The organism is Mesorhizobium sp. AR10, from assembly GCF_024746795.1.
In the GTDB taxonomy this organism is placed as follows: Bacteria; Pseudomonadota; Alphaproteobacteria; order Rhizobiales; family Rhizobiaceae; genus Mesorhizobium.
The window spans coordinates 3,439,195-3,451,710 of record NZ_CP080524.1 but is presented as its reverse complement, the minus strand read 5'-3'; the positions used below and the strand labels follow the sequence as shown (position 1 = coordinate 3,451,710).

Annotated in this window: 10 protein-coding genes; all 10 read right to left on the bottom strand. The window is 62.6% G+C overall.

The features are described 5' to 3' along the window. Positions 1 to 327: 327 nt before the first annotated feature. Entirely contained in the window at positions 328 to 1,011 is a 684-nt protein-coding gene (locus LHFGNBLO_RS20155) for an ABC transporter ATP-binding protein (RefSeq protein WP_258601060.1), read from the bottom strand. Next, complete coding sequence (locus LHFGNBLO_RS20150; RefSeq protein ID WP_258601058.1) at positions 1,008 to 2,294, bottom strand: lipoprotein-releasing ABC transporter permease subunit; 1,287 nt, start codon at positions 2,292 to 2,294, stop codon at positions 1,008 to 1,010. The genes LHFGNBLO_RS20155 and LHFGNBLO_RS20150 overlap by 4 nt, the downstream gene beginning before the upstream one ends. Continuing rightward, entirely contained in the window at positions 2,291 to 3,619 is a 1,329-nt protein-coding gene (proS, locus tag LHFGNBLO_RS20145) for a proline--tRNA ligase (RefSeq protein WP_258601057.1), read from the bottom strand. Before proS ends, LHFGNBLO_RS20150 begins: the two co-directional genes overlap by 4 nt. 646 nt (positions 3,620 to 4,265) lie before the next feature. After that, a complete protein-coding gene (locus LHFGNBLO_RS20140; RefSeq protein ID WP_258601055.1) occupies positions 4,266 to 4,550 on the bottom strand; it encodes a DUF1467 family protein in 285 nt (94 codons plus the stop codon). Further along, positions 4,547 to 4,951 carry a methylmalonyl-CoA epimerase gene (mce, locus tag LHFGNBLO_RS20135; RefSeq protein ID WP_258601053.1) on the bottom strand — a complete coding sequence of 135 codons (405 nt, stop codon included), beginning with the start codon at positions 4,949 to 4,951 and terminating at the stop codon, positions 4,547 to 4,549. Before mce ends, LHFGNBLO_RS20140 begins: the two co-directional genes overlap by 4 nt. A gap of 114 nt (positions 4,952 to 5,065) precedes the next feature. Beyond that, complete coding sequence (locus LHFGNBLO_RS20130; RefSeq protein WP_258601050.1) at positions 5,066 to 6,736, bottom strand: ribonuclease J; 1,671 nt, start codon at positions 6,734 to 6,736, stop codon at positions 5,066 to 5,068. Positions 6,737 to 6,757: 21 nt separating this feature from the next. Further along, complete coding sequence (locus LHFGNBLO_RS20125) at positions 6,758 to 7,579, bottom strand: biotin--[acetyl-CoA-carboxylase] ligase (RefSeq protein ID WP_258601048.1); 822 nt, start codon at positions 7,577 to 7,579, stop codon at positions 6,758 to 6,760. Positions 7,580 to 7,581: 2 nt separating this feature from the next. Continuing rightward, a complete protein-coding gene (gene nuoN, locus LHFGNBLO_RS20120) occupies positions 7,582 to 9,018 on the bottom strand; it encodes an NADH-quinone oxidoreductase subunit NuoN (RefSeq protein WP_258601046.1) in 1,437 nt (478 codons plus the stop codon). Between the two features lie 18 nt (positions 9,019 to 9,036). Beyond that, the gene (locus LHFGNBLO_RS20115) at positions 9,037 to 10,542 is read right to left on the bottom strand and encodes an NADH-quinone oxidoreductase subunit M (RefSeq protein ID WP_258601045.1); all 1,506 of its coding nucleotides are present in this window, start codon (positions 10,540 to 10,542) and stop codon (positions 9,037 to 9,039) included. Beyond that, positions 10,542 to 12,515 (bottom strand): NADH-quinone oxidoreductase subunit L, encoded by a 1,974-nt coding sequence (gene nuoL / locus LHFGNBLO_RS20110; protein WP_258601043.1) that lies wholly within the window; start codon positions 12,513 to 12,515, stop codon positions 10,542 to 10,544. The genes LHFGNBLO_RS20115 and nuoL overlap by 1 nt, the downstream gene beginning before the upstream one ends. Between the last annotated feature and the right edge of the window lies 1 nt (position 12,516).

Below are 12,516 nucleotides of genomic sequence, written 5' to 3'. Positions count from 1 at the left end.
GATCGGTCATAACTCTCTCCTGTTGTTGGTATGTTCGTTTTTTGTTCTAATTTTGTTCCAATGTCAACGACCGCAGTCCGGGCATGATCCGGAAATGCGGTGATCAATTCGGCAGGGTTAAGGAAAGGTTGACGGGCGCCAACAGGCATTGACCACAGACCAGCCCCCTTCGCGACGGGCCCACCAGGGTGCGTTGAGATTCAGGTCAGGCCGAATCGAGGATGACGGGTTCCGAGAACCGGAGCGGAGCGTACTTAAGGCACGTGAGCACCGGAACCGCAGGAAACTGCCATCCGCAGGCCGGCCTCACCTGAATATCAATGCATCCTAAAGCGGGACGACCTTACCCTCGGCCAGCGTCACGCGACGGTCCATGCGCGCGGCAAGCTGGTGGTTGTGGGTGGCGATCAGTGCTGCCAGGCCCGATTGCCGGACCAGCGCCTCCAGCGCCTCGAAGACATAGGAGGCGGTGACCGGGTCGAGGTTGCCGGTCGGCTCGTCGGCCAGCAGCACCAGCGGTGCATTGGCGACGGCACGCGCGATGGCGACGCGCTGCTGCTCGCCGCCGGAAAGTTCGGACGGGCGATGCTGGGCGCGCTTGCCGATCTGCATGTAGTCGAGCAATTGTGCCGCCCGCTCGGACGCCTCCTGACGCGACAGCCCTTTGATCAGCTGCGGCATCATGATGTTTTCCAGCGCCGAAAACTCGGGCAACAGATGGTGGAACTGATAGACGAAGCCGACATCGTTGCGGCGGATTGCCGTGCGCTCCTCATCGGAAAGCCGCCCGCAGGCGCGACCGGCGAGAATCACGTCGCCGGCGTCAGGCCGCTCCAGCAGCCCGGCGGTGTGCAGCAGCGTCGACTTGCCGGTGCCCGAAGGCGCCACCAGCGCTACCATCTCACCGCGCTTCAGCGAAAAATCGGCGCCGTTGAGAATGGTGAGCTTGCGCGGCCCCTGAACATAGTGCCGCTCAACGCTCTTCAGCTCGATAATGGCCTCGGCCATCACTCATACCTCAGCGCTTCGACCGGATCGAGGCGGGCGGCCCGCCACGCCGGAAACACGGTTGCCAGGAAGGAAAGCCCGAGCGCCATCAGGATGACGTAGGTCGTCTCGCGCGGATCCATCTTCGCCGGCAACTGACTGAGGAAATAAAGCTCCGGATTGAAAAGAACCCTGCCGGTCATCCAGGAGAAGAACTGGCGGATGGATTCGATGTTGAGGCAGATGAGCACGCCGAGCAGAACGCCGGCGATGGTTCCGGTGACGCCGATTGCCGCTCCTGTCATCAGGAAGATGCGCAGGATGGCGCCTCGCGACGCACCCATGGTGCGCAGGATGGCGATGTCGTGGCCCTTGTCCTTCACCAGCATGATCAGGCCCGAGATGATGTTGAGCGCCGCCACCAGCACGATCAGCGTCAGGATCATGAACATGACGTTGCGCTCCACCTGCAGGGCAGAGAAGAACGTCTCGTTGCGCTGGCGCCAGTCGACCATGTCGATCGGTCGTTGCGCTGCCTCCTCGACTTTCGGCTTCAGCGCATCGACATCGTCGGGATCGTCGACATAGATCTCGATCGTCTGGGCCCTGCCGTCCATGTTGAAATAGAGCTGCGCCTCGGAAAACGGCATGTAGACGATGGAGCTGTCATATTCCGACATGCCGACCTCGAAGATCGCCGTGATCGGGTACCCCTTCATCCGCGGTGTCGTGCCGAGCGGCGTCACATCGCCGTCCGGCGAGATCAGCGTGATGGTGTCGCCGAGCACAAGGCCGAGGTTCTCGGCCATGCGCTTGCCGATGGCGACGCCCTCGCCGGTGTCGAAGCCGGTGAGCGAGCCCTGCCTGACGTTGTTGGCGACGATGGCGATCTTGCCGAGATCCTCACCGCGTATGCCGCGCACCAGTGCTCCGGTGCCGCCGCCGACATTGCCTTGCGCCAGCACTTGGCCGTCGATCAGCGGAATGGCGTATTTGACGCCGGCCACGCCGTTGATACGGCTGGCGACCTGCGCATAGTCCTCCAGCGGCGAATCCAGCGGCTGCACGATCAGATGGCCGTTGACGCCGAGGATGCGCGTCAGGAGCTCGGCGCGAAACCCGTTCATCACAGCCATGACGACGATCAGCGTGGCGACGCCCAGCATGATGCCGAGGAAGGAGATCGAGGCGATGACCGAAATCACCGTCTCCTTGCGCCGCGAGCGCAGATAGCGCCACGCGACCATGCGTTCGAACATGGAAAACGGGCCTGCGACCGAACGCTTCGCTGCTGCAGCCTCGCTCATGCGGTAGCACCGAAGCGTTTCTTCACGTCTGCGATCGGCAGCGTCTCGCGCTCGCCGGTCCTGCGGTTCTTGATCTCGATCTCGCCGGCGGCAACACCGCGCGGCCCGACGATCACCTGCCAGGGAAGGCCGATCAGGTCGGCGGTGGCGAATTTGCCGCCCGGCCGCTGGTCGGTGTCGTCGTAGAGCACGTCCTTGCCGGCAGCGACGAGTGCTGCATAGAACTCTCCGCAGACGCGGTCGCATTCGGCATCACCAACCTTCATGTTGATCAGGCCGACATCGAACGGCGCCACCGCTTCCGGCCAGATGATGCCGTTGTCGTCGTGGCTGGCCTCGATGATCGCCGCCACCAGGCGCGACGGACCGATGCCGTAGGAGCCGCCGGAGACGAAATGATCCTTGCCGTCAGGTCCGGTCACCTTGGCGCCCATTGGCTTGGAATATTTGTCGCCGAAATGGAAGATGTGGCCAACCTCGATGCCGCGCGCCGAGACCCGGTCACCTTCGCCGAGCTTTTCCCAGGCCGCCTCGTCATGCATCTCGTCGGTGGCGGCGTAGGGCGTCGTCCATGTCTTCACGATGTCGGCGATCTCGTCGTCATTGGCGAAATCGGTACTTTCTCCGGGCACTTTGAGCGAGAGATAATCGCGGTCGCAATAGACCTGGCTCTCGCCGGTGTCAGCCAGGATGATGAATTCATGGCTGAGATCGCCGCCGATCGGCCCGGTATCGGCCCGCATCGGGATGGCCTGCAGGCCCATGCGCGTGAACGTCCTGAGGTAGGAGACGAACATTCTGTTATAGGCCGCCCTTGCGCCTTCGAAATCGAGGTCGAAGGAATAGGCATCTTTCATCAGGAACTCGCGCGAACGCATGACGCCGAAGCGCGGCCGCACCTCGTCGCGGAACTTCCACTGGATGTGATAAAGATTGAGCGGTAGGTCCTTGTAGGATTTCACATAGGCGCGGACGATCTCGGTGACCACTTCCTCATTGGTCGGACCGTAAAGCATGTCGCGGTCCTGGCGGTCCTTGATGCGCAGCATCTCCTTGCCGTAGTCGTCATAGCGTCCGCTTTCGCGCCACAGATCGGCCGACTGGATGGTTGGCATCAGGATTTCCAACGCGCCCGCCCTGTCCTGCTCCTCGCGGATGATGCGGCAGACCTTGTCCAGCACCCGCTTGCCGAGCGGCAGCCAGGAAAAGCTGCCCTGCCCCTGCTGGCGGATCATGCCGGCGCGCAGCATCAGCCGGTGCGAGACGATCTCGGCCTCGCGCGGATTTTCTTTGAGGATGGGCAGGAAATAGCGCGACAAACGCATGGACTGGTCCGTGAGAGAGGAGGCTGCACCGGAATCGGCGCGGCTGGCTTGCTTGCCCCGGCTTCATAGCTATTTCGTGACGGAATGGAAACCCGACCTGCCGCATCGACCGAAATCGGAAAATCGATTTTGCTGCGCCGACCTTCGGATCGGAAAAGACGATGCGTGGCTCCAAAGTGCTGGAGCGTCCTTTGCGCGTCCACAGGATGCGCGGCGCTCTAGGCGCGTCAGTGCTGCAGGCGCCCTGTTGATCGTTTCACAAGCAAAGCCTGCCGTACTATTGTGCACTGCAGCACGAGATTGCCTGTTTCGGGGCAAAATTCTTCGTGACATTTTCATGCGCCTTAGGCTAGTGTGCCCCGATAACCGAGAGGGTAGAGAAAAATCTGCTCTCCTACGCGGTCAAAGTCTTGGGAGGATGCGATCTAGGCGCGGTTACTCGCTGCCGCCGGAAACCGGAAACAGATCGGACGCGTTTAAATTGCAAGGCCTTGTGCCTTGCATTTTTTTTGTGCAATCATCTGCTTAGCGCGCCAACTTGCTGAATTACATTACCCTGCGTCAGCATGCAGGTCAGGACTCCGGCACCCATTGCAGGCCGGTCCGACGCTTGATGTCGGCAACGATGCAAAAGCCCCCGTCGGACCTATTGCGCAGGTGTCTGGTTGAACTCCGGTATGATGTGCGGGATCTCGTCAAGGCTGAGACCCAGCCCCCGCGTCAGACCGTAGAAAATGCCCATAATGATCATCGTGGCGATCGTCGTGCGCACGACGGCGCGCAGCATATGCGGACCGCGCGGCGCACTCGGCACGGTGCCCAGCGTCACGTCGTGATCATCGTCCTGCGTCCTCACGCTGAACGGCAGAACCACGAACAGCACCACCCACCAGGTGGCGAAGAACAGGGCTGTGAATGAAACCCAGCTCATGCTTGCTCCAGTTCGACCAGCGTGCCGAAGAAATCCTTGGGGTGCAGGAACAACACCGGCTTGCCATGGGCGCCGTTCCTGGGATTGCCGTCGCCCAGGACACGGGCGCCGCTGGCTTTCAGCCTGTCCCGCGCGGCCAGGATGTCATCGACCTCGTAGCACACATGATGCATGCCGCCGGAAGGGTTCTTCTCCAGGAACGCGGCGATCGGCGAGCTTTCGCCCAGCGGCTCCAGCAATTCGATCTTGGTGTTGCCGACATCGACGAAAACCACCGTCACGCCATGCTCCGGCAACGCCTGCGGCGCGGTGACCCGAGCGCCGAGCGTATCGCGATAGGCCGCGATCGCCGCGCCCAGATCCGGCACGGCAAGCGCGACATGGTTCAGGCGTCCGAGCATAAGCGCTTCCTCAGGGCAGTAAGGCAATAGGGCAGTATGGCAGTAGGGGAAAGCTGACGTGTGGTGCGCCGTATCGTTGTCCCATACTGCCTTACTGCCCTACTCCCTCATTCCTCACCGCGTGACAAACACAGTCACCAGAGGCTTTTTGCCCCAGGCTTCGTTGGCGGCACCGCGCACGGCGCGGCGCACCGCCTCCTGTACGAGGTCGAGGTCTTTTCGGCGCTGACGAGGGATCGAGTCCACAGCGCCGATTGCCGCATCGATCATCAGGTCTTCCAGTGTTTCGCCGCTGGCATCGGCCTCGGCGACGCCGATGGCGACCAGGTCGGGATCGCCGGCGAGCTCATACTTGTCGTCGAGCACGACATTGACCGCGACATGGCCGGCAAAGGACAGCTTGCGCCGGTCGCGGATACCCATCGCCTGGTCGGTGCCGATCAGCCTGCCGTCCTTGTAGATGCGGCCGAACGGCACCTGATCGATGATCGTGGCCGCACCTGGAGCAAGCCGCAGCATGTCGCCGTCGCGCACCTGCGCCACCTGGCCGATGCCCGACGTCGACATCAGCGACCCCTGCGCCACCAGATGCGCCGCCTCGCCGTGGACGGGAACGCCGATCTGCGGGCGCACCCATTCATACATCTTGCGCAATTCGCTGCGGCGCGGATGGCCGGAGACATGCACCAGCGCATCGCCATCTTCGATGATCTTGATGCCGAGATCGATGAGGCGGTTCTTGATCTCGAGGATCGCCTTCTCGTTACCGGGAATGGTGCGCGAGGAAAACACCACCGTGTCGCCGGCCGTGAACGACACCGATTTCATCTCGTCTCGCGACAGCTTTGCCAATGCGGCAAGCGGCTCGCCCTGGCTGCCGGTGCAGATGATGACGAGGTTTTCGCGCGGGATGAAACCAAAGTCCTCCTCGGCGATGAATTCCGGCAGCCCGTCCATATAGCCGAGCTCACCCGCCACATCGATGACGCGCTTCAGCGAGCGGCCAAGCACCAGGCACTGACGGCCGGCATCCCGCGCCGCTCTTGCGATGGACACGATGCGTCCGACATTGGAGGAGAATGTGGTGACGGCAACACGGCCCTTGGCGCTCTGGATGACGCCCTTCAGGCCCTCGCCGACGGCCACTTCCGAAGGCGACTCGCCTTCCCGCAGCGCATTGGTCGAATCGCAGATCAGCGCCAGCACGCCCTTGTCGCCATAGGCGCGGAAACGCGCCTCGTCTGTCTTCGGCCCGATCGTCGGCTCCGGATCGATCTTCCAGTCGCCGGTGTGGATGACGGTGCCGGCCGGCGAGGTGATCGCCAGCGACATCGGCTCGGGGATCGAATGCGCGACCGGGATGGCTTCGATCTCGAACGGTCCGACAGTAAATTTTTCGCCGGCCCGGTAGATCGTCAACGGGATCTTCGGTGCCCCCTGCTCGCCCTGCCGCTTGGCCTCAAGCAATCCGGCACTGAACGGTGTCATCCACACCGGCGCCTTCAGCTTCGGCCAGAGGTCGAGCAAGGCACCGTAGTGGTCTTCATGCGCATGGGTGATGATGATGCCGCGCAGATTGGCGAGGTTCTCCTCGATGAAGCGCGTGTCGGGCAGCACCAGATCGACGCCAGGCAGGCTGGCGTCGGGGAAGGTGACGCCGACATCGACGACGATCCACTCGCGCGCATTGGCCGGCCCGTAGCCGTAGAGGGCGAAGTTCATGCCGATCTCGCCGACGCCGCCGAGGGGCACGAACACGAGTTCGGCGTTGTCAGCTTTCGCCATTGGTCTTCCCTTTCTGGCCGGTCATATCCCGGCAGACGCAACCGCGCCGAAATGCACATCGCCGGCGGCGATCGTCAGAACCGAACCTTCATCGTCGCGGATCACGAAACGGCAGTCCTCGTCAATGGTCTCGAAGGTACCGCGCACCACGTTACCGTCAATCCTGACAGCAACCTGCCCGCCAAGCCCTGCCGCCCGCGCCAGCCAACGCCGCCTGACGGCTGACAATCCGCGCCCGTCGTTCCACAGCCGGGAGTTCTCGCTCCATGCATCCGAGAGCGCCAGGAACAACGTCTCGGCATCGCATCCGGCACCCAGCGCCTGCAGCGATGTCGCCGGATAAGGCAAATCCGCGGGATAAGCCACCACATTGACGCCGATGCCCACGGCCACCGCAAAACGACCGCCTTCGAGTATCGCCGATTCCAGCAGGATGCCGGCAAGCTTGGCGCCGGAGGCCAGCACATCGTTCGGCCATTTCAGCTCGAAGCGGTTTTTCCCTTGGCTTGCGCCGTCGAGGCCTATGGCGACCTTGCCGTTCGGCACAACGGCGTCGAGCGCGTCGGCCAGTGCCAGTCCGGCAACGAAGCCGAGCGTCGCGGCAAGCCGAAGCTCGGCCGTGGTGATGAAAAGCAGCGTCGCCGCCAGGTTACCCTCAGGCGTCGCCCAGACCCGGCCACGACGGCCGCGCCCGCTTTCCTGCTTCTTTGAAACGACCCACAATTTGCCCGGGTCGCCCGCCCGCGCGTGCTCCAATGCCAGCGCATTGGTGGAGCCGACACTGTCATGTGCCTCGAGCCGGAACCCTTCCGACTCAGCGGTTGGAGCCAGCCTGAACGTCACCGTCAGAAGAAGGTCTTGGCTGCGGCTTCGGCATAGGTGCCGATCGGCCCGCCGATCAGCACATAGAACAGCACGAAGGCGCCACAGACGCCGAGCACGACACGCAATTCGGTCGCCATCGGCACGAAGCCGCCGACCGGTTCGTCGAACCACATGATCTTGATGATACGCAGATAGTAGTAGGCGCCCACCACCGAGGCCAGCACGCCGATGATCGCCAGTGCGTAGAGGTTGGCGTTGATGGCGGCGAGGAACACGTACCACTTCCCCCAGAAACCGGCGAGCGGCGGAATGCCAGCCAGAGAGAACATCAGGATGGTGAGGATCGTCGCCATGACCGGATTGGTCGAAGACAGGCCGGCGAGATCGCTGATCTGCTCGACATTGCCCTCCTTGCGCCGCATGGCGAGGATGAAGGCGAAGGTGCCAAGCGTCATCACCAGATAGATCAGCATGTAGATGGCGACGCCGCGCACGCCAGCCTGGCTGTTGGCGGCAAGGCCGACCAGCGCATAGCCCATATGGCCAATCGACGAATAGGCCATCAGCCGCTTGATGTTGGTCTGGCCGATGGCCGCGAAGGCGCCGAGCGCCATCGAGGCGATCGAGATGAACACGATGATCTGCTGCCAGTCGGCGGCGATCGGCTTGAACGCGCCCATGGTGACGCGCACCATCAGCGCCATCGCGGCCATTTTCGGCGCAGCCGCCAGGAAGGCCGTCACCGGCGTCGGTGCGCCCTCATAGACGTCGGGCGTCCACATGTGGAACGGCACCGCCGAGATCTTGAAGGCGAGGCCGGCCAGTACGAAGACCAGCCCGAAGACGAGGCCAAGCTGCCGTTCGCCGCTGCCGAGTGCGGCGGCGATCTCCTGGAAGCCGGTGTTGCCGGTGTAGCCATAGACGAGGCTGATGCCGTAGAGCAGCATGCCCGACGACAGCGCGCCGAGGACGAAATACTTCAGGCCGGCCTCGGTCGAGCGCAGATTATCGCGGTTTATCGCCGCCAGCACGTAGATCGCCAGCGATTGCAGTTCGAGGCCGAGATAGAGCCCGATCATGCCGTTGGCCGAGATCATCAGCATCATGCCGAGCGTGCACAGCAGGATCAGCACCGGATACTCGAACTTGTCGAAATGCTCCGCCTTGGCGAAGCGCATGGACATGACCAGCGTCACCGCCGAGCCGATCAGCGCCAGTATCTTCATGAAGCGGGCGAAGGAATCCTGGACAAAGGCGTTGCCATAGGCACTGCCCTGACCGCTGGAGAAGATCATCCAGGCGCCGGCGACCATCAGGATGACAACGGCAAGACCGGTCACCGTGGTGGTGTTATTTGTGCGCGAATAAGCGCCCACCATCAGCAGCGCCAGGGCGCCGATGGCGAGGATCAGCTCTGGCGTCGAGAGCGACAGGCTGGAGAGAAGGTCCGGCGTCATGGTTCGCAAAACCCCTGGTCAGTTCGCCGCCGCGGTCTGCGCGGTGCCGATGGATGCGGTAACATTGGTGACGAGCGACTTGACCGATTCGGCCGTCGCGTCGAAGACCGGCGCCGGGTAGACGCCGAAGAAGATGACCAGCACGACCAGCGGGTAGATGATCACCTTCTCGCGCGTCGACAGGTCAAGCAGGCCCTTCAGGCTTTCCTTGGTCAGCGCCCCGAAGATCACCCGGCGATAGAGCCACAGTGCATAGGCGGCCGACAGGACGACGCCGGTGGCGGCGAAGAACGCCACCCAGGTGTTGACCCGGAACACGCCGAGCAGGGTCAGGAATTCGCCGACGAAGCCGCTGGTGCCGGGCAGGCCGACATTGGCCATGGTGAAGATCAGGAACACGGTGGCGTATTTCGGCATGTTGTTGACCAGCCCGCCATAGGCGTCGATCTCGCGCGTGTGCATGCGGTCGTAGATGACGCCGACGCAGAGGAACAGCGCGCCGGAGACGAGGCCGTGGCTGAGCATCTGGAAGATCGCGCCCTGCACGCCTTCCTGGTTCATCGCGAAGATGCCCATGGTGACGAAGCCCATATGGGCGACCGACGAATAGGCGATCAGCTTCTTCATGTCCTCTTGCATCAGCGCCACCAGCGAGGTGTAGATGATGGCGATGACGGACAGCGCGAAGACCAGCGGCGCGAACATTTCCGAGGCGAGCGGAAACATCGGTAGCGAAAAACGCAGGAAGCCGTATCCGCCCATCTTGAGCAGGATGGCGGCCAGGATCACCGAACCGGCCGTCGGCGCCTCGACGTGCGCGTCCGGCAGCCAGGTGTGCACCGGCCACATCGGCATCTTCACCGCGAAGGAGGCGAAGAAGGCCAGCCATAGCCAGGTCTGCATGTTGGCCGGGAAGTTGTGCGTCAAAAGCGTCGGGATGTCGGTGGTGCCGGACTGGAAGAACATCGCCATGATGGCGAGCAGCATCAGCACCGAACCGGCCAGCGTGTAGAGGAAGAACTTGAAGGAGGCGTAGACGCGCCGCTTGCCGCCCCACACGCCGATGATGATGAACATCGGGATCAGGCCGGCTTCGAAGAAGACGTAGAACAGCACGATGTCGAGCGCACAGAACACGCCGATCATCAGCGTTTCGAGCAGCAGGAAGGCGATCATATAGGCCTTGACCCGCTTCTCGATCGATTCCCAGCTCGCCAGGATGCAGAGCGGCATCAGGAAGGTGGTCAGGATGACGAACAGCATCGAAATGCCGTCGACGCCCATATGATAGGAGATGCCTGAGTCCAGCCAGGCGAACTTCTCGACGAACTGGAAGCCGGCCTGCGAATTGTCGAAGCCGGTCCAGATGAACAGCGAGATCACGAAGGTGAACGTCGTCGTCAGCAGCGCGATGGCGCGGATGTTGCGGCGCGCATTCTCGCCGTCGTCGTTGATCAGCAGGATGAGCAGCACACCAACCAGCGGCAGGAAGGTGACCAGCGAGAGGATTGGCCAGGCGGTCATCAGAGCATCATCCAGGTGACGAGTGCGGCAACGCCGATCAGCATGGCGAAGGCATAGTGATAGAGGTAGCCGGTCTGCAGCTTGACGACACGGTTGGTGACATCGACGACGCGCGCCGAAACGCCGTCCGGCCCGAGACCGTCGATGACGGTGCCGTCACCTGTCTTCCACAAGAAATGGCCGAGGCGTTTTGCCGGCCGCACGAACAGGACGTCGTAGAGCTCGTCGAAATACCACTTGTTGAGCAGGAAGGCGTAGAGCAAGCGATGGTTGGCGGCGACGCTCCGGGGCAATTCCGGCGAGCGGATGTAAAATTTCCAGGCAATCGCAAAGCCGATCAGCATGGCGATGAACGGCGCCAGTTCCACCCACAGCGGCAATTCGTGGATGTCGTGCAAGATGTGGTTTTCCGGCAGCGTGAACAGCGATGCCTTCCAGAATTCGGCATAGCCTTCGCCGATGAAGGCGCCATGGAAGATCACGCCGGCAAACAGCGCGCCCGCAGCCAGGATGAACAGCGGCACCAGCATCACCGGCGGCGATTCATGGACATGGTGCATGACCTCGTGGCTCGCCCGTGGCTCGCCGTGGAAGGTCATGAAGATCAGCCGCCAGGAATAGAAGCTGGTGAAACAGGCGGCGATGACCAGAAGGATGAAGGCGAGACCGGCGACCGAATTGTGTCCGGCAAAGGCGCTTTCGATGATCGCGTCCTTGGAGAAGAAGCCGGCGGTACCGATGACTGTCACCGGAATGCCGACGCCGGTCAGCGCCAGCGTGCCGATCACCATCATCCAGTAGGTCTTCGGAATGAGCGTCCGCAGGCCGCCCATCTTGCGCATGTCCTGCTCGTCGGAGACGGCGTGGATGACCGAGCCGGAGCCTAGGAACAGCAGCGCCTTGAAGAAGGCATGCGTGAACAGATGGAAGATCGCCGCGCCATAGGCGCCGACGCCGAGCGCCACGAACATGTAGCCGAGCTGCGAGCAGGTCGAATAGGCGATGACGCGCTTGATGTCGTTCTGGACGAGGCCCACGGTCGCCGCGAAGAAGGCGGTGAAGGCGCCGATGAAGGTGACCACCGTGAGCGCCGAATGCGACAGTTCGAACAGCGGCGACAGCCGCGCCAGCATGAATACGCCGGCCGTCACCATGGTGGCGGCATGGATCAGTGCGGAAACCGGCGTCGGGCCTTCCATGGCGTCCGGCAGCCAGGTGTGCAGCGGTACCTGCGCCGACTTGCCCATGGCGCCCATGAACAGCAAGAGACAGACGGCGGTCATCGCCGACTGCTTGTCCAGCGCATAGCCGAGGAAGGTCAGCACGGTCGCACCGTGCGGCGCCCCTTCGGCCGGGATGAACGTCGCCGCGTTGGCGAAGATGGTGCCGAGATTGACCGAGCCGAACAGCACGAACACGCCGAAGATGCCGAGCGCGAAGCCGAAATCGCCGACACGGTTGACGACGAAAGCCTTGATCGCGGCGGCATTCGCCGACGGCTTCTTGTACCAGAAGCCGATCAGGAGATAGGACGCCAGACCGACGCCTTCCCAGCCGAAGAACATCTGCACCAGGTTGTCGGCCGTCACCAGCATCAGCATGGCGAAGGTGAACAGCGACAGATAGGCAAAGAAGCGCGGCCGGTTCGGGTCGTGGTGCATGTAGCCGATCGAGTAGATGTGGACCAACGCCGACACCGTGTTGACGACCACCAGCATCACCACCGTCAGCGTGTCGATCCTGAGCGCCCACGACGCTTCAAGCCCGCCCGACTGGATCCAGCGCATCACCGGCACGGTGAACACCTCGCCCTCGCCGAAGCCGACGGAGAAGAAGGCGACCCACGACAGCACGGCTGCGATGACCAGGAAGCCGGAGGTTATGTATTCGGACGCCTTGGCGCCGAGCGACGTGCCGAACAGGCCGACGATCAGGAAGCCGAGCAGAGGAAGGAAGACGATGGCCTGGTACATG

Coding starts and splice junctions, on each gene's coding strand:
- LHFGNBLO_RS20150 (WP_258601058.1), bottom strand. CDS start 2,294: ATGAGCGAGGCTGCAGCAGCGAAGCGTTCGGTCGCAGGCCCGTTTTCC.
- proS (WP_258601057.1), bottom strand. CDS start 3,619: ATGCGTTTGTCGCGCTATTTCCTGCCCATCCTCAAAGAAAATCCGCGC.
- LHFGNBLO_RS20140 (WP_258601055.1), bottom strand. CDS start 4,550: ATGAGCTGGGTTTCATTCACAGCCCTGTTCTTCGCCACCTGGTGGGTG.
- mce (WP_258601053.1), bottom strand. CDS start 4,951: ATGCTCGGACGCCTGAACCATGTCGCGCTTGCCGTGCCGGATCTGGGC.
- LHFGNBLO_RS20130 (WP_258601050.1), bottom strand. CDS start 6,736: ATGGCGAAAGCTGACAACGCCGAACTCGTGTTCGTGCCCCTCGGCGGC.
- nuoN (WP_258601046.1), bottom strand. CDS start 9,018: ATGACGCCGGACCTTCTCTCCAGCCTGTCGCTCTCGACGCCAGAGCTG.
- LHFGNBLO_RS20115 (WP_258601045.1), bottom strand. CDS start 10,542: ATGACCGCCTGGCCAATCCTCTCGCTGGTCACCTTCCTGCCGCTGGTT.
- nuoL (WP_258601043.1), bottom strand. CDS start 12,515: ATGTACCAGGCCATCGTCTTCCTTCCTCTGCTCGGCTTCCTGATCGTC.